This is a genomic window from Vibrio sp. 811 (assembly GCF_033339195.1).
In genome coordinates this window covers 81621-98719 of record NZ_JAWOUB010000010.1, presented here as the reverse complement: position 1 = coordinate 98719, position 17099 = coordinate 81621, and the positions used below count along the sequence as shown (strand labels likewise).

General features: G+C 46.2%; 15 protein-coding genes. 7 read left to right on the top strand and 8 right to left on the bottom strand.

Annotated elements, in window-relative coordinates; genetic code table 11:
- Positions 1-83: 83 nt before the first annotated feature.
- Both dtd and R7Q46_RS15750 read right to left on the bottom strand, forming a co-directional pair.
- Positions 84-518 (bottom strand): D-aminoacyl-tRNA deacylase, encoded by a 435-nt coding sequence (gene dtd, locus R7Q46_RS15755; protein WP_005379282.1) that lies wholly within the window; start codon positions 516-518, stop codon positions 84-86.
- The gene (locus R7Q46_RS15750) at positions 490-1434 is read right to left on the bottom strand and encodes a virulence factor BrkB family protein (protein ID WP_318077603.1); all 945 of its coding nucleotides are present in this window, start codon (positions 1432-1434) and stop codon (positions 490-492) included. The genes dtd and R7Q46_RS15750 overlap by 29 nt, the downstream gene beginning before the upstream one ends.
- A gap of 34 nt (positions 1435-1468) precedes the next feature.
- On the opposite strand from R7Q46_RS15750, the gene R7Q46_RS15745 reads away from it, so the two are divergent.
- Positions 1469-2110 carry a DUF2959 domain-containing protein gene (locus R7Q46_RS15745; RefSeq protein ID WP_005382972.1) on the top strand — a complete coding sequence of 214 codons (642 nt, stop codon included), beginning with the start codon at positions 1469-1471 and terminating at the stop codon, positions 2108-2110.
- A gap of 31 nt (positions 2111-2141) precedes the next feature.
- Here R7Q46_RS15745 and R7Q46_RS15740 read toward each other — a convergent pair whose 3' ends face one another.
- Both R7Q46_RS15740 and typA read right to left on the bottom strand, forming a co-directional pair.
- Positions 2142-2684 carry an AAA family ATPase gene (locus R7Q46_RS15740; RefSeq protein ID WP_053349756.1) on the bottom strand — a complete coding sequence of 181 codons (543 nt, stop codon included), beginning with the start codon at positions 2682-2684 and terminating at the stop codon, positions 2142-2144.
- Positions 2685-2756: 72 nt separating this feature from the next.
- Positions 2757-4586, bottom strand: coding sequence for a translational GTPase TypA (typA, locus tag R7Q46_RS15735; RefSeq protein ID WP_005379276.1), 1830 nt, complete (start codon positions 4584-4586; stop codon positions 2757-2759).
- Between the two features lie 530 nt (positions 4587-5116).
- Between typA and glnA the strand changes: the two genes are divergently transcribed.
- From glnA to add, 6 genes are all read left to right on the top strand, one after another.
- Entirely contained in the window at positions 5117-6526 is a 1410-nt protein-coding gene (glnA, locus tag R7Q46_RS15730; RefSeq protein WP_005379275.1) for a glutamate--ammonia ligase, read from the top strand.
- Positions 6527-6721: 195 nt separating this feature from the next.
- Positions 6722-7303 (top strand): DUF4124 domain-containing protein, encoded by a 582-nt coding sequence (locus tag R7Q46_RS15725; RefSeq protein ID WP_053307274.1) that lies wholly within the window; start codon positions 6722-6724, stop codon positions 7301-7303.
- A gap of 132 nt (positions 7304-7435) precedes the next feature.
- Entirely contained in the window at positions 7436-8482 is a 1047-nt protein-coding gene (gene glnL / locus R7Q46_RS15720; protein WP_017821940.1) for a nitrogen regulation protein NR(II), read from the top strand.
- Positions 8483-8539: 57 nt separating this feature from the next.
- A complete protein-coding gene (glnG, locus tag R7Q46_RS15715; RefSeq protein ID WP_104979921.1) occupies positions 8540-9943 on the top strand; it encodes a nitrogen regulation protein NR(I) in 1404 nt (467 codons plus the stop codon).
- Positions 9944-10045: 102 nt separating this feature from the next.
- Positions 10046-12592 (top strand): EAL domain-containing protein, encoded by a 2547-nt coding sequence (locus R7Q46_RS15710; protein ID WP_213871815.1) that lies wholly within the window; start codon positions 10046-10048, stop codon positions 12590-12592.
- A 147-nt stretch (positions 12593-12739) separates the two neighbouring features.
- Complete coding sequence (gene add, locus R7Q46_RS15705) at positions 12740-13744, top strand: adenosine deaminase (protein ID WP_213871814.1); 1005 nt, start codon at positions 12740-12742, stop codon at positions 13742-13744.
- A 69-nt stretch (positions 13745-13813) separates the two neighbouring features.
- Here add and hemN read toward each other — a convergent pair whose 3' ends face one another.
- The 4 genes from hemN to R7Q46_RS15685 all read right to left on the bottom strand — a co-directional run bounded on the left by hemN (position 13814) and on the right by R7Q46_RS15685 (position 17066).
- Positions 13814-15205 (bottom strand): oxygen-independent coproporphyrinogen III oxidase, encoded by a 1392-nt coding sequence (gene hemN / locus R7Q46_RS15700; RefSeq protein WP_017635016.1) that lies wholly within the window; start codon positions 15203-15205, stop codon positions 13814-13816.
- Positions 15206-15389: 184 nt separating this feature from the next.
- Positions 15390-15878 carry a DUF2489 domain-containing protein gene (locus R7Q46_RS15695; protein ID WP_005379254.1) on the bottom strand — a complete coding sequence of 163 codons (489 nt, stop codon included), beginning with the start codon at positions 15876-15878 and terminating at the stop codon, positions 15390-15392.
- 7 nt (positions 15879-15885) lie between these two features.
- The gene (gene yihI, locus R7Q46_RS15690) at positions 15886-16428 is read right to left on the bottom strand and encodes a Der GTPase-activating protein YihI (protein WP_005379252.1); all 543 of its coding nucleotides are present in this window, start codon (positions 16426-16428) and stop codon (positions 15886-15888) included.
- On the bottom strand, positions 16428-17066 hold the full coding sequence (locus tag R7Q46_RS15685) for a class I SAM-dependent methyltransferase (RefSeq protein ID WP_005379250.1): 639 nt from the start codon (positions 17064-17066) through the stop codon (positions 16428-16430). Before R7Q46_RS15685 ends, yihI begins: the two co-directional genes overlap by 1 nt.
- Between the last annotated feature and the right edge of the window lie 33 nt (positions 17067-17099).

Genomic DNA, 17099 nt, shown 5'->3' with positions numbered 1-17099 from the left:
CTAATCAGTGTCGGAAAAATTACTCCAAGCCAATTCCATGAGCTTGGAGTTAAAGCTTAGACTATGGCGCCTGTGTTACCAGATTAGACCTGCAACCAAAACGTCACAGGACCGTCATTCACCAAGGACACTTTCATATCGGCAGCGAAGCGGCCACGCTGTGTGGGTAAGACTTCTTCACACAAGTCAGAAAAGTAATCATACAAGCGCTCTGCATCAACAGGATGCGCACCGCGAGAAAAGCCAGCTCGCGTGCCTTTTTTTGTATCCGCAGGCAGCGTAAATTGAGAAACCACCAGCACTTTACCTTCCACCTGTTTAACGTTCAGGTTCATCTTGCCTTCGTCATCTTCGAACACACGGTAGGTTGTAACACGCTCCATTAAACGCTTTGCTTTAGCTTCATCGTCGTCCTTCTCTACGCCCAATAAGACCAGCAGACCACGATCAATTTCTCCTACGACTTCACCATCCACGCGGACGGCTGCTTCACTGACTCGTTGAATTAGCGCTATCACTACTCTCGCTTCCTTCATCTGTTAACTGAGATTCAGCGGTCGAGTGTATCATGTCTAAATCTTCACTCCAGTGCTCTCGCTCACCAAGCGCAGCCGTAACTTCCGCCCCCAATAACACGATCATCCAGCATAAATACACCCAAACAAATAAGATAGGAATCGCCGCTAACGCGCCGTAGATGAGCTGATAAGACGGAAACTGAGTGATGTAAAGCGCAAAGCCTTTTTTACTCAACTCGAACAGTATCGCGGCGACTGCTGCCCCCATGGCACCATGAGCGAGGTGTACTTTTTTATTCGGCACTAGAATATACAAGCCAAGAAAAGCAAAAAAGGACAGCAACAACGGTAGCCAACGCAGAAATAAATTAAACGCACCAGATAATGTCTCGTTCTCTAAAATTTGCAGCGAAGTCACGTACGACGTCGCCGCAATACTCGCACCGACCATGATCGGCCCTAACGTGAGTACCATCCAATACATAGAGAATGAAAAGACTAAACGGCGCTTGTCTTTAACTCGCCAAATGTAGTTTAAGTTCTTATCAATGTTGGAAATCAGCATGACCGCTGCGATGAATAAAAACCCACCGCCAACCGCGCTCATTTTGCCCGTATTCGCCACAAATTCCTGTAATGCCGTATGTACAGCATCTCCAGAAGCTGGCACAAAATTCTCAATAATGTAGCCTTGCAGCACCTCACCAACGTTCGCAAAAACGGGAAATTTCGACAATATTGATAACAATACCGTCAGCATTGGCACGATGGATAACAAGGTAATGTAGGCAAGATAGCCCGCGTTCACATTCACACGGTCATGCGTTAATCGCTTAAGAAGATACTTAAAAAACGCGACGCAACTTGGCAGTAGATTGATTAATCTCGCCTTGTAACTCTCTGATAACTGGTTCATAGTTCATCCCATAATTAGCGCCGAGGACATAAGAATGCCTTATTTATTAGCAATTGTACTATCAATTTTCACTTTAACAGGGTGTCAATCTGCTTATTACTCAGCAATGGAGCAGGTTGGGTATCATAAACGAGATATTATGGTCGACCGCGTCGAAGATGCCAAAGAATCTCAACAAGATGCACAAGAAGAATTCACCAGTGCACTTGAAGCCTTGTCTGCGATCACCAACTTTGATGGTGGTGAGCTAGAAAATGTCTACAACAACATCAATGACAAATACGAAGATAGCGAAAAAGCGGCTCAAGACGTACGTGACCGTATTGCTGCGATTGAAGACGTATCCGGCGCACTGTTTGATGAGTGGCAAGATGAGCTAGAGCTGTACTCGAGTGCGAAACTGCGTCGTTCAAGCGAGCAAAAACTACGTGAAACCAAAGCCTCGTACAAAACCATGCTTAGCGCTATGAAGCGTGCAGAGAAAAAGATGACACCGGTACTGGATACGCTACGTGACAACACGTTGTACTTAAAACACAACCTTAACGCCAGTGCGATTGGTTCTTTGCAAGGTGAGTTCTCTAGCTTAGAGAAAGACATTCAGTTTGCGATCAAACAAATGAACGAAGCGATTGCAGAGTCCGATAAATTCCTACAAAAGCTCAATCAAAAGTAAATGATTTAGACCTCCTCCTAGTGAGGAGGTTTTAGTCGGCGACCTCACCGAGTAAACCGATGACTCTTCGAACAAAGCCTACCCTCTCTGGTACAGTTCCCCATGGCACTTCTACCACTTCATAACCCAACTCAGTATAGACACTCACTAACGACTGATGAATCTCCAATGCTTCTTCAAAGCTGTGCGGACGCACTTCATCTTGTACGTAAATGGATGCTTCAGGTCGACAAGTAAACACCTGACTATGGTACCCAGCGCTTTCGGTTAAGAAAGCTTGGTCAACCTTACAGCCGCCCACTTGTAGGTATGCAATGATGTCGGGGATGGCGCGATCAACAAACGCAACATCATGACAACGCGCATCACTCTTTTGTTTGTCCATCAACCCAAGGCATAACTTGGCAAACTCAGGTAAATTCGTCCACGGCAAAACACCATTTTCTAACTGGCTTTGCTGCTCAATCAAGTCGCGAGAACCTTCAGGAAACGTGGCGTAACCACACGCGTCTAGCGCATTCAGCAGTGTTGTTTTTCCCGCACCTGGCCCACCGGTGATAATAATCGGGTTCATATTCAACTCCAGAAAACAAAAAGCCCCGAGCATAACTCGAGGCTTCTTCTTAATTGAATCGCTTAACGAAAATTATTTCGCGCCACGAGAAGCACGCTTACGGTCGCTTTCCGTTAGGAACTTCTTACGGATACGGATGCTTTCAGGCGTTACTTCTACTAGCTCGTCGTCATCGATGAATTCTAGTGCTTGCTCAAGAGTCATCTTGATAGGCGGAGTAAGAACCTGTGCGTCATCGGTACCAGATGCACGAACGTTGGTTAGCTGCTTACCTTTCAGTGCGTTTACCGTTAGGTCGTTGTCACGGCTGTGAATACCGATAACCATACCTTCGTAAACTTCAACACCGTGACCGATAAATAGACGACCACGCTCTTGAAGGTTGAACAGTGCGTTAGTTAGCGCTTTACCCATCGCGTTCGCGATTAGTACACCGTTTACACGTTGACCGATGTTACCGCCTTTGTGAGGGCCGTAGTGATCAAACGTATGGTAAAGAAGACCTGAACCTGAAGTCAGTGTCATGAATTCCGTTTGGAAACCGATCAGACCACGTGATGGCATAACGAAGTCCATACGCACACGACCTTTACCGTCTGGAGACATGTCTTTCAGCTCACCTTTACGTAGGCCGATGTTCTCCATGATGCCGCCTTGGTGCTCTTCCATTACGTCGATCGTTACAGTCTCGAACGGTTCCATCAACTGACCATCTTCTTCTTTGATGATTACTTCTGGACGAGATACTGCTAGCTCAAAGCCTTCACGACGCATGTTTTCGATCAGGATAGAAAGGTGAAGTTCACCACGACCTGATACGCGGAATTTATCTGGATCGTCTGTTTGCTCAACGCGTAGCGCAACGTTGTGTACCAATTCCTTCTCAAGACGCTCAAGGATGTTACGTGACGTTACGAACTTACCTTCTTTACCCGCGAATGGAGACGTGTTTACTTGGAACGTCATTGTTACTGTTGGTTCATCAACAGACAATGGTGGTAATGCTTCTACTGCGTTTTGTGCACAGATAGTGTCAGAAATTTTCAGCTCGCCAAGACCAGTGATTGCGATGATATCACCCGCGTTAGCTTGTTCCACTTCGTGACGCTCTAGGCCAAGGTAGCCCATTACTGTACCCACTTTACCGTTGCGAGTTTTACCGTCAGCACCAATAATGGTTACCTGCTGGTTTGGTTTAACGCTACCACGAGTTACGCGAGCCACGCCGATAACACCAACGTAAGAGCTGTAGTCTAGCTGAGAAACTTGCATCTGTAGTGGACCATCAAGGTCAACATTTGGCGCGTCAACAACATCAACGATAGTTTGGAATAGTGGTTCCATGTTCTCGCCAGTTTCGCCTTCTTCTAGAGAAGCCCAGCCGTTAAGTGCTGATGCGTAAACTACTTTAAAGTCTAGCTGGTCATCAGTTGCACCTAGGTTGTCGAACAGGTCGAACACTTGGTCCATAACCCAATCAGGACGTGCACCAGGGCGGTCAATCTTGTTGATTACAACGATTGGTTTTAGACCGTGAGCAAACGCTTTTTGTGTTACGAAACGCGTTTGAGGCATTGGACCATCGACTGCGTCAACGATAAGTAGTACAGAGTCTACCATCGACATGATACGCTCAACTTCACCACCGAAGTCCGCGTGTCCCGGAGTATCTACGATGTTGATACGGTAATCGTTCCAGTCGATTGCTGTGTTTTTAGCAAGAATGGTAATACCGCGCTCTTTCTCGATGTCGTTCGAGTCCATGACTCGCTCTTCAGCTTCACCGCGAGACTCTAGCGTGCCTGATTGTTGTAGCAGCTTGTCAACCAACGTGGTTTTACCGTGGTCAACGTGCGCGATGATCGCGATATTTCTTAATTTATCAATCTGTGGAGTAGCCATGGATATTGATTCACTTAGATAGATGAAATGCCCCCACGCTGAGAACGGGTGCTCTCTGGCGACATTTGCTGATTAAAAAAACGGCCATAATGTACCAGATTTTAGCAAAAAGCCTAGAAATATGTGATCTACTCCCGAGCATTTCTGCAATTTTTACGCTTAATGCCCATTTTCTTCCTCAGAACGAATTGATTAAACGCAACTTTATTCTAATCGATGCATAATTCAAATTGACTCTTGCTCAAAAACTGGGCTGAATACGCAATGTACCTGTCACATTATGGTGCAACAATGATTTTTGGCACCATAATGGTGCAAGCAAAGATCATTTTGGTGCAAGCAAGTGCACCAAACTAGCATTCAAAAACACAATTGCTTGAAATTAATGGAATATTTTTTTTGGCACGGTTTTGGCTTTAGTTAAAACAGCATCGATTAATGAAAAGTCAAATTGATTAATCAATGCCAGGTTTCATGAATAATTCATAAATCGAGCTTTTACCGCTTATTAACACTGGAGGTTATCCAAGATGTCAGTAGAAAACGTTCTATCGCTGATCCAAGAAAACGAAGTTAAGTTTGTTGACCTACGCTTCACTGATACAAAAGGTAAAGAGCAGCACATTTCGATCCCTGCTCACCAAATCGACGCAGACTTCTTCGAAGAAGGTAAAATGTTCGATGGTTCATCAGTTGCTGGCTGGAAAGGTATCAACGAATCAGACATGGTAATGATGCCTGACGCATCTTCTGCTGTGCTTGACCCATTCACGGAAGACGCAACACTAAATATCCGTTGTGACATCTTAGAGCCTGCAACAATGCAAGGCTATGACCGTGACCCACGCTCTATCGCAAAACGCGCTGAAGACTTCATGCGTTCTACAGGTGTTGCAGATACTGTACTTATCGGTCCTGAGCCAGAATTCTTCCTATTTGATGACGTGAAGTTCTCGACGGACATGTCAGGCTCTTTCTTCAAGATCGACGACGTAGAAGCGGCATGGAACACAGGTTCTGACTACGAAGAAGGTAACAAAGGTCACCGTCCAGGCGTTAAAGGTGGTTACTTCCCAGTAGCTCCAGTAGATTCATCTCAAGACATCCGTTCTGCTATGTGTCTAGTAATGGAAGAAATGGGTCTTGTTGTTGAAGCGCACCACCACGAAGTGGCAACGGCGGGTCAAAACGAAATCGCAACTCGTTTCAACACGCTAACAACCAAAGCTGACGAAATCCAAATCTACAAGTACGTTGTACACAACGTTGCTCACGCGTTTGGTAAAACAGCGACGTTTATGCCTAAACCACTTGTTGGCGACAACGGCAGCGGTATGCACGTTCACCAGTCTCTAGCAAAAGATGGCGTAAACCTATTTGCTGGTGACAAGTACGGCGGTCTATCTGAAATGGCGCTTTACTACATTGGTGGTATCATCAAACACGCTCGTGCAATCAACGCATTCGCTAACCCATCAACAAACTCGTACAAACGTCTTGTACCAGGCTTCGAAGCACCAGTAATGCTAGCTTACTCAGCGCGTAACCGCTCTGCTTCAATCCGTATCCCAGTGGTACCAAGCCCGAAAGCACGTCGTATCGAAGTTCGTTTCGGTGACCCAGCGGCGAACCCATACCTATGTTTCGCAGCAATGCTTATGGCTGGTCTTGACGGTATCAAGAATAAGATCCACCCAGGCGAAGCGATGGATAAAGACCTTTACGATCTTCCAGCTGAAGAAGCAGCAGAAATCCCAACTGTTGCATACTCACTAAAAGACGCGCTAGCAGAGCTAGATGCTGATCGGGAGTTCTTAACAGCGGGCGGCGTATTCTCTGACGACTTCATCGATTCATACATCGACCTTAAGTCTCAGGACGTAGAGCGTGTGAACATGACAACTCACCCTGTTGAGTTCGAACTTTACTACTCTGTGTAAGGTCGACACTGTGTAAAATGTAAACACAGCAATAAAATATTAGGCTCGCCTCGCAGGCGGGCCTTTTTTGTATTCGCCACTCAAGCTTCGACGTTTAACATGAGGGGATAATAAAAATACGCTTAGAATTTTTCCTTACAGGTCAAAGAGCTAAGCCATTGAAACGTGAAATCATCGAACAAGAGAAGGTGAGCAATGAAAGTTCAGCTTATTCCATCACTGTGTGCACTCAGCGGATTGTTAATCGCCTCTATCGCCTTCGCGCAGGTCGCGTATACGTGGGTAGATGAAAATGGCGTGGTTCACTTTAGTGATACGCCAAACAAAGGAGCAAAAGCGATCGCACTGCCAAACCTTGAAGCCAGCGCACCAGCTCCTGAGGTAGAAAGTACTGAATCGCTCGCACCTCAGACTACGCCATCTACTGCATCACAAAACAAGCCAGAGAAAACAACCGAGAAGCCTCTTCCATTACAACTCTCGATGCTGACTCCCAAGCACAACGAGACCATCCGCAGCAATCGAGGCATCATCAATATTCAATTAGAAACCAATCGCAAGCTTGGTATAGGTGAGCAATTGCAATTGTTACTCGATGGAAAACCTTATGGTGCACCACAAAGCCATATAGTGTGGCAGTTAAACAATATTGACCGAGGCACTCACACACTTGCTGTGCACGCGAAAAGAAGCGGCAAGCTTATTGCATCTACTAGCCCTATAACGGTGCATTTACATAGAGCAAGTGTTAAGCCGACCGTAAAAGGGGCAAAATAGAATATCTGGTGAAAAAAATCACATCACAGCGGTGCTTTTCACTTTTTCTTCTAAGATTTATTCGCCATACTTAACGTTCAATTGCACCATTATTGTGCATCGCACAATCTTAAAGCAAAACAAGGACGTAATGTGGATACCAGTCTTCCTAGTGCCATTCTCAACAATATGGTGACAGCAACGCTGATTCTTGATGATGGATTGGCCATCCGTTATGCCAATCCGGCTGCCGAGTTGCTATTTTCTCAAAGCGCCAAACGAATTATTGAACAATCACTTTCTCAATTGATTCAGCATGCGTCGCTGGATCTCGCGCTGCTCACTCAACCGTTGCAAAGTGGCCAAAGCATCACCGACAGTGACGTCACTTTCGTTGTTGATGGCCGCCCTTTAATGCTAGAGGTGACGGTTAGCCCTATCACTTGGCAAAAGCAGTTGATGCTTCTGGTCGAGATGCGCAAAATTGATCAGCAGCGCCGACTCTCTCAAGAACTGAACCAACACGCCCAACAACAAGCGGCGAAGCTGTTAGTCCGAGGGCTTGCACATGAGATCAAAAATCCGCTTGGCGGCTTACGCGGTGCGGCGCAATTGTTAGAAAAAATGCTGCCAGAGCCCTCTCTCACCGAATATACACACATCATCATTGAGCAAGCAGACCGTTTAAGGGCGCTCGTGGATCGATTACTAGGACCGCAGAAGCCAGGTAAGAAGACACAAGAGAATCTGCACCAAATTCTTGAAAAGGTTCGCCAACTGGTTGAATTAGAGTCACAACGCTCAATCATCATTGAACGAGATTATGACCCAAGCTTGCCAGAGATTTTGATGGATACAGACCAAATCGAACAGGCAATGCTTAATATCGTCAGCAACGCCGCACAAATTCTTAGCCATCAAGAACACGGGAAAATAACCATTCGCACCAGAACGGTGCATCAAGCCAATATTCACGGCAAACGCTGTAAACTCGCTGCTCGTGTCGAAATCACAGACAACGGCCCAGGTATTCCACCGGAACTACAAGACACGCTGTTCTATCCCATGGTCAGTGGCCGCGAGGGAGGAACAGGATTAGGGCTATCTATTTCGCAAAATTTGATCGACCAGCACAATGGAAAAATAGACGTAGAAAGCTGGCCTGGTCACACAACATTTACTATTTATCTGCCGATCTGATTGCGCTAATGGACTTCAAGTCGCGTCAGTTTTTCGGTTTGCTGCAAGGATTACTACATGAGTAAAGGATATGTTTGGGTCGTTGATGACGACAGTTCAATTCGCTGGGTAATGGAGAAAACGCTCTCCTCTGCCAACATCAAATGTGAAACCTATGCCGATGGAGAAAGCGTGTTAATGGCGCTCGAACGCGAAGTGCCGGATGTTCTAGTATCAGACATTCGCATGCCAGGTATTGATGGGTTGGAGCTACTAAAACAAGTACAGCGCGATTACCCAGACCTTCCCGTGATTATCATGACCGCACACTCAGATTTAGATGCGGCAGTGAATGCGTACCAAAAAGGTGCTTTTGAATATTTACCAAAACCTTTTGATATTGATGAAACCTTAACTCTGGTTGAGCGAGCCATTGCACACAGCCACGAAAACAAACGCGAGCAGCTCTCTCCAGAAGACATTCCAGCAGAAACGCCTGAAATTATCGGTGAAGCACCAGCGATGCAAGAGGTGTTTCGCGCCATTGGTCGTCTTTCTCGCTCCTCTATTTCAGTCTTGATTAACGGTGAATCGGGCACGGGTAAAGAACTCGTTGCTCATGCACTGCACCGTCACAGTCCACGTGCTAACAAACCTTTCATTGCGCTCAATATGGCGGCGATTCCCAAAGACTTGATTGAATCAGAACTATTTGGCCACGAAAAAGGCGCGTTTACGGGGGCAAACAATGTTCGTCAAGGACGATTCGAACAAGCCAATGGCGGCACTCTATTTTTAGACGAAATCGGCGACATGCCATTGGACATTCAAACTCGTTTACTACGCGTTCTAGCTGACGGGCAGTTTTATCGAGTGGGCGGTCACTCTCCGATCAGTGTCGATGTACGAATTGTCGCGGCAACACACCAGAACTTAGAAAAGCTGGTGCACGAAGGTGACTTCCGTGAGGACCTCTTTCATCGCTTAAACGTGATTCGCGTGCAGATCCCGGCACTGCGTGAGCGTAAGCAAGACATTGAAAAGCTTACACAGCATTTTCTTATCCGTGCGGCTGATGAGCTTGGTGTGGAAACAAAAACTCTCCACCCGTCGACCGTGGAGATTCTTAACCGCCTTGATTGGCCTGGCAACGTTCGTCAATTAGAGAATATTTGCCGTTGGTTAACCGTTATGGCCAGTGGTAGCGAAGTGTTACCAAATGACTTGCCAAGCGAACTACTCGAAGAGAAAAAATCCATTTCAGACTCTTCACATGGTAGTTGGCAAGAACAATTGGCGGATTGGGCACGGCATTCACTCGCAGCAGGAGATAAAGAACTACTTTCTTACGCTTTACCAGAATTTGAACGCATTTTATTAGAAGCAGCCTTAGAGCACACTAAAGGTCATAAGCAAGATGCCGCTAAAGTATTAGGCTGGGGGCGAAATACACTCACCAGAAAATTAAAAGAATTGTACTGACAATCACTTACGTGGTGCGTTAACAACGAGCGTCGTTTGTCACTCGATATTAATAAAAACATCAGTACAATTGTGGCGCACCACCATCTATGTGATTAGGCGATGTCTACTGCTACGACTCAAATTACACTGCGTACTGCTGTTCTGATTCCATTTGTCATGATCTTCTTACTGGCGATCGGTGTCATTGTCTACGTCCAAAAACAAAGTTACGAAGAAGTGGTCACGGATATCAGTGACAAGCAACTTTCCGTGTTAACCGAAAGTGTCCACGACCACCTCAATAGCTATCTACGTAAGCCTTTTACTGCGGTTATGGCTCTCGCGCACAACGTCAGCTATCACAATCTTTATCGCCCTCACGATACCTCAGACATTCAAAACTACCTGCTAAGTGCATTCAAAAATCTTTACCAATCGATACCGCAGTTGGATGTAATCGCATTTGGTTCAGAAAACGGCGACTTTGCAGGCTTTCGCCGCGAACTTTCCGACGATTACACCTTAATGGTGCAAGATCGCTACACCGATGGTGATCTGGTTATTTATGGAACCAACCATGTGAGTAACAACATTCGAACGGTTATCTCCCAATACGATCCTCGCACTCGCCCATGGTATAAGCCCGTTGCAGAGAGCCAAAACGCCACTTGGTCTGAAATTTATACCAATGCTGATGAACGCCAGGATATTACGCTATCAGCCATGACGCCGGTGTACAAACACGACCAATTTGCTGGTGTTTTGGTGACAGACATTCGTATCAATACATTCAACGAATTCCTGCGCGAGTTAAAATACAACACTAAAGCGTCGGTCTACATCATGGACCCAGATCATCGTTTAATCGCTCACTCAGGCCCGGGAAGCGTCATCTCATGGGGCACAAAATTTTCGGATAAAGGGCAGCGTTTGCTTGCCGCTGAAAACGCAGACCCGATCATCAAAATCAGTGCGAGCCGCGTCCGGTCTTTCGATCTCAACAACACCAAGCAACCTTATACTTTTTCATTTGAACATGATGGCCAACGTATTTTCAGTCGGCTAACCCCGTATCGAGACCAAGACGGCTTAACATGGTTTATCGGCACCTCCATTTCGGAGTCTGAGCTTCTCGGCCTGTTACCGAAAAGCCAGCAAGAGAGTTGGCTCGTTGGCATTATTGTAAGCCTATTTGGGATCGCCATCAGTTGGATCATTTTCAACCGAGTTACCAGACCAATTAACGCGACGGCCGCCGCCGCTCAGCACCTGGCAAATGGGGATTGGGATAGCGGCATGCCAAAGCCTGGTTATGTGTATGAGACAACCGTACTGGTTCATGCTTTTAATGAAATGGCGAACAATCTAAGAGCTTCATTCAAAGCATTGCGTGAACAGTTAGTTTATGACTCTCTAACACGCTTATATAGCCGTCAGGGTTTGGTCGAAATCTGTGAAAATCAGTCTCATCTTTGTCACGGCAGTTTATTTTTACTTGGTATCAACAAATTTAGAGATATCAACGATAGTGTGGGTCATCACAACGGCGACCAGTTGTTGGTCAGCATCGCTGAAAGGCTAAAACAGCAGTTTCGTGACAACGCATTATTGGCTCGGATTGGTGGTGATGAGTTCGCGGTGTTTCTCTCAAAGGTCGACACTGAAACCAAAATTAAACAAACCGAGCGTCGATTACAGCAACTCTTTTCCACCCCATTTATGGTGGAAGGCGAGAATGTAGTGATGAAGATTTCACTTGGTATTGTACAAACCCAGCCAAACGAAACCATGCCTTTATGGTTACGCAACGCCAGCATCGCATTAAGTTACGCTAAACAAGACTCACTGACTGGTGTTTGTCACTACAGCCCAGAACTAGCGAGCGCTTCAAAGTTTCGTACGCAAATGCTGACCAAGATCCAAACTGGCATTGAAAACCGAGAGTTTATTCCTCATTACCAACCGATTGTGGATCTCGTCAGTGGCACAGTGTGTGGCGCCGAAGCACTTGCGCGCTGGCATAGCGACTCAGGTATGGTGTCACCATTAGATTTTATCCCAATCGCGGAAGAAAGCGGCATGATCAAAGCCATCGGCCAACAGATTCTGTTACAAGCTTGTCGCGACACTTACCAAGCGATCGAAAGCAAACAGTGGCCGTCGGACTTCCAACTGCATGTGAATATCTCCGTTAATCAACTATCCTGCCCAAGTTTTGTTGATACGGTGACAAGCGTATTGGATATCACGAAATTACCAGCAAGTAACCTCACACTAGAGATCACAGAATCACGTATCATTGATAGCGCACCGACCACACTAGAAAATATGACTAAACTGCGTGAAATGGGTATTGGTATCGCGATAGATGACTTTGGCACCGGCTACTCATCACTGGGTTACCTCCACTCTCTGCCGTTTACCTGCTTGAAGATTGATCGCACCTTCATCAATCAACTCACACAAGAAAACTTAAACAGTTCAGTCGTCGCTGCCGTCATCAATATCACAGCAGGTCTCAAAACTAATGTCGTCGCGGAAGGTGTCGAGGATAGCAATCAAGCACAATTACTGCGCTCTTTAGGCTGTAATCAGGTGCAAGGCTTCTACTACAGCCGCCCTATGCCACTAGAAGAATGGCCAACACATTTGGTGAACATGAAGTAGAAAAGAGCGAGAATCGTTGATTTCCTAGTCATCCTCTACTGACAATCTACCCAACTGTTATTTATACTTAACTGCAAATCTTACCCATGTATTGTCACAGATGATGTTTGGGCCCTGTTCCAGTTCATAACTATCCGGATCGACAAAATGATAACGAAGAACCTTCCTCTTACTGATTTGCACCGTCACCTCGACGGTAACATTCGTACTAAAACGATTCTTGAGCTAGGCCAAAAGTTTGGCATTGCCCTACCAGCGTACGATATTGAGTCTCTCACTCCTCACGTTCAAATTGTCGAAGCGGAACCCTCTCTTGTTGCTTTCCTTTCTAAGCTCGACTGGGGTGTTGCTGTACTGGGCGATCTAGATGCGTGTCGTCGTGTCGCGTACGAAAACGTAGAAGACGCGCTAAACGCACAAATCGATTACGCTGAGCTGCGTTTCTCTCCTTACTACATGGCGATGAAACACAAGCTACCAGTAGCGGGGGTTGTTGAAGCCGTCGTGGACGGTGTGCAAGCAGGTATGCGCGATTTTGGCGTGAAAGCCAACCTGATCGGTATCATGAGTCGCACATTTGGCACTGACGCATGTCAACAAGAACTGGACGGCATTCTGAGCCAGAAAGATCACATCGTTGCCGTCGACCTTGCGGGTGACGAGCTAGGCCAACCGGGTGATCGCTTTGTGTCTCACTTCAAGCAAGTACGCGATGCTGGCCTTGGGGTAACGGTCCATGCTGGTGAAGCAGCAGGTGCAGAGAGCATGTGGCAAGCAATCAATGAGCTGGGCGCAACTCGTATCGGTCACGGCGTAAAAGCGATTCACGATCCAAAACTGATGGATTACCTAGCAGAAAACCGCATTGGTATTGAATCTTGCCTGACGTCAAACTACCAAACAAGTACGGTAGAAACGCTAGAAAACCACCCTCTCAAGCAGTTCCTAGAGCATGGCGTTCTTGCGTGTCTTAACACTGACGATCCAGCGGTTGAAGGTATCGAACTGCCATACGAATACGAAGTAGCGGCACCAGCCGCTGGTATGAGCCAAGACCAGATTCGCCAAGCGCAAATCAATGGCCTTGAGATTGCGTTCCTTTCAGAAGCAGAAAAAGCGGAACTGAAAGAAAAAGTAAAAGATCGCACTTAAATCCAGCGAAAACATAAAAAAATGCCAGCATCTGCTGGCATTTTTTATATCTTGAATCTGTATCTCGGATTAAATAACACGAGAGAATTGTTGCTGACGCGCCTTCGCTCGCAGGTACTTATCGAAGCTCATACAAATATTACGGATCAGCAAACGACCTCGCAGCGTCACACGAATTTCATTGTCATCCACTTCCACCAGCTCATCGTTGATGAAGGTCTGAAGTAGCTGTAAGTCTTCTTTAAAGTACTGATCAAACTTTACTTTAAACTCAGACTCAATGGCTTTCTTGTCTAACTTGAAGTTACAAATCAGCTGCTTAATCACTTCACGACGGAGCAAATCATCAGAGTCCAGCGAGACCCCTTTCCATAGAGCGTGACGAAGTTCGTTGACTTGAGCGTAGTATTTCTTGAGCTCTTTCTGGTTTTGCGCGTACGCATCGCCGATCATCGAGATTGCAGAAACACCAAAGCCAACCAAGTCACATTCACCTTGTGTGGTGTAGCCTTGGAAATTGCGATGCAAAATACCTTCGCGCTGGGCAACAGCAAGTTCATCGTCCGGCAAAGCAAAGTGGTCCATACCGATAAATTGGTAGCCAGCACCAGTCAGTGTCGCGATGGTGTCTTGCAGAATCGCCATCTTCTCCTCTGCTTTTGGCAGATCTTCGTCTTTAATCTTACGCTGCGCTGCAAATAGCTGTGGCATGTGCGCGTAGTTAAACACGGATAGACGGCCCGGCTGCATCTCTAGCACTTGTTCTAGAGTCTTGGCAAAAGATTCTTTGGTCTGCTTCGGTAAACCGTAAATTAAATCTAGGTTCGTCGAACGGAAACCCAACTCTTTTGCGCGCGCAACCATCGCAACGATGAACTCTTCATCTTGCTCACGATTCACCAGCTTTTGCACTTCTTTGTTGAAGTCCTGCACACCGATGCTCAAGCGATTGAAGCCTTCACTACGCAGATGATCCAGCATGGTCAGCTCGATTTCACGCGGGTCAACCTCGATACTGATTTCAGCATCGCTACTAAAAGTAAACTCTTGGCGTAGCAGGCTCATTACACGCGTGATTTGCTTTTCAGAGAGAAACGTCGGTGTACCACCACCAAAATGCAATTGCGTCACGGTGCGACCAACAAGTAATGCAGCACGTTGACGAATTTCGTGTTCAAGCACGTCGAGGTATTCATCCGCTTTGTGCGAATGGCGTGTAATGACTTTATTACATCCACAGTAGTAACAAAGCTTGTGACAGAACGGAATGTGTACGTACAGCGATAATGGGCGTTCTGGGTATTGAGTGCATGCCATATCATAATCAGAAATGGTGAACGCTTCATGAAACTCCAGCGCCGTTGGGTACGACGTATAACGAGGCCCGGAATAGTTGTACTTATCCAATACCGCTTGATCCCAGACGATTTGCTGTTTCGATTCAGTGTGTTGATTCGACATGGTGGTACTTTCCGTTAAATGCTAGGGCAACGAAAGCCGTCACCCGATATTCAGAGCCGCTATTTTGCCATACGACGATGACAAGCGTGGCAACGCCGACTGGCTTTTTAAGTATAAAACTAAAGAAGTGCTAGCGTGATCACGATACCCCCATTAGCCATAAGGAGACTATTGGGGGTCGCGCTTAAATCATCTGAATATTGATTTGATTATTCAGTGGCTGGACGTTTTTCTGCAACACTTTGAGCTCCTCAATAATCGCATCAGTGAGGCGGCTTTCCGCTTTATGACGCGTCAAGTTCTGTTGCATACGCTCTTTCTTGGCAAGTTGTTGGCGTTCTTCGCCACGCGCCATATCTTTCACTATGTGGTAAAGCTCAGAAATCGCAGGGTACGTTTTATCGAAATCAACGCGGTCTTCACCTTGTACATAATCCATGATGTTATACACACGGATACTGATTTCAGATAAATCGCACTGCCCTTGAATGCCCGCCTGACACAAGGTATGCACATTCTCAAAAATGTTGGCGTTACGTTTGTCTATCGCCAATTTTTGATGCTTCAGCTGCAATTCCTTTTGCTTTTTCAATTGAAGCAGAAGGTAACCTGCATAAGAAGCGAGTGCGATGATAATCACAACACCAGCAATAGCTAATAAGGTTACATTCATAGCTTAATTATCCTTTATAGTCGTCGAAATTAATGTCGTCGAAATCTGCCAGCAAGTCATCATCGTTGCGCGTGCTTTTCTCAGCAGGTGCAGTGAAGTCTTCCTCTTCTTCAGGTTCCAACAAACCTAGTTGGTCCATTAGCTTCTCAATGCGATCGAGTTTCTCATCGACGAATTTCTGTAGACCTGTGCCCAGGTTTTCACCCGCTTCAATACGGTCTAGCAACACGTTCAATTGCGCGTCATTTTCTAGCATCTCTAGTTCTTGCTCTGCCGACAAACGACGCTCTTGCTTCGTCATTTTCTTCGCAGGTTCAACAATCAGAGGTATTTTCTTTTTGCTGCCTAAGCGCGGGTCGCGATTTTGTGCAGCAGCTTGCTTTTTCTGCTCGTTAACTTCTGAGTTACGGTTACCCGTTTTCAGACCCTTACGCTTTTTAGCACGCTTGCGTAAGCGGCCTTCCACATCAGATTCTGTACGGTTACGAGTTACAACAAACTCAGGTGCACCAGCGGCACCCGGTTTTCTAGATTTTTTACTACGGCTCATTACTGGGGTTTCCTCAGTAAAATTACATCATTACCAATAAATTCGAGTTCGAGCTTATCCCGCTCTGCTAGGAACTGGAACGTGTCACGACTAAAGAACACTACGTGAGTGAGATCGTTCTTATAATGCCATGATTTGAAAGCCTCCACGTCGATGACCATTTTCGTCATCAGGCCTATCCAGCCCCCTGGCTTAACTAAATTCAACCATTGCTTCCACACCAAATCTGGGTGGTAGAGGTGCTCTATCACCTCTGTTGCTGTCATGAAGTCGTACGTTTTTTCTAAAACCGACGTATCAGGGTGGTAGTAGAGATCGTACAACGCCATGTTGTGCCCCGCCTCTTCCAGCATCAAGGAGAGCGTTGGGCCAGGACCACAACCAAAGTCGATACCGTTCGATTGTGGTGAAATTCGCTCTGTGATCGGGTCAGCAATACGCGACAAAAAGCGTCGGTAACCCAAATCATCGGGGTTGTTCTCATGCAAATCATAGTGAGCTTTTTCGCTTTCCGCATCCAAACGTTGGTCTGGATTTACGAATACCAAGCTGCACTGCTCACATTGAAGATATTCACGACGCTTATCTTCAAAATAATGGTGAGTGCGCTGATTTTGGCATAAAGGACAGGTATGCATGCTGACTTCCTCAAACAGGGATGCGAAACATAC

Coding starts and splice junctions, on each gene's coding strand:
- R7Q46_RS15750 (WP_318077603.1), bottom strand. CDS start 1,434: ATGAACCAGTTATCAGAGAGTTACAAGGCGAGATTAATCAATCTACTG.
- hemN (WP_017635016.1), bottom strand. CDS start 15,205: ATGTCGAATCAACACACTGAATCGAAACAGCAAATCGTCTGGGATCAA.
- R7Q46_RS15685 (WP_005379250.1), bottom strand. CDS start 17,066: ATGCATACCTGTCCTTTATGCCAAAATCAGCGCACTCACCATTATTTT.
- R7Q46_RS15695 (WP_005379254.1), bottom strand. CDS start 15,878: ATGAATGTAACCTTATTAGCTATTGCTGGTGTTGTGATTATCATCGCA.
- R7Q46_RS15725 (WP_053307274.1), top strand. CDS start 6,722: ATGAAAGTTCAGCTTATTCCATCACTGTGTGCACTCAGCGGATTGTTA.
- typA (WP_005379276.1), bottom strand. CDS start 4,586: ATGGCTACTCCACAGATTGATAAATTAAGAAATATCGCGATCATCGCG.
- glnG (WP_104979921.1), top strand. CDS start 8,540: ATGAGTAAAGGATATGTTTGGGTCGTTGATGACGACAGTTCAATTCGC.
- R7Q46_RS15740 (WP_053349756.1), bottom strand. CDS start 2,684: ATGAACCCGATTATTATCACCGGTGGGCCAGGTGCGGGAAAAACAACA.
- glnA (WP_005379275.1), top strand. CDS start 5,117: ATGTCAGTAGAAAACGTTCTATCGCTGATCCAAGAAAACGAAGTTAAG.
- add (WP_213871814.1), top strand. CDS start 12,740: ATGATAACGAAGAACCTTCCTCTTACTGATTTGCACCGTCACCTCGAC.
- R7Q46_RS15745 (WP_005382972.1), top strand. CDS start 1,469: ATGCCTTATTTATTAGCAATTGTACTATCAATTTTCACTTTAACAGGG.
- yihI (WP_005379252.1), bottom strand. CDS start 16,428: ATGAGCCGTAGTAAAAAATCTAGAAAACCGGGTGCCGCTGGTGCACCT.
- R7Q46_RS15710 (WP_213871815.1), top strand. CDS start 10,046: ATGTCTACTGCTACGACTCAAATTACACTGCGTACTGCTGTTCTGATT.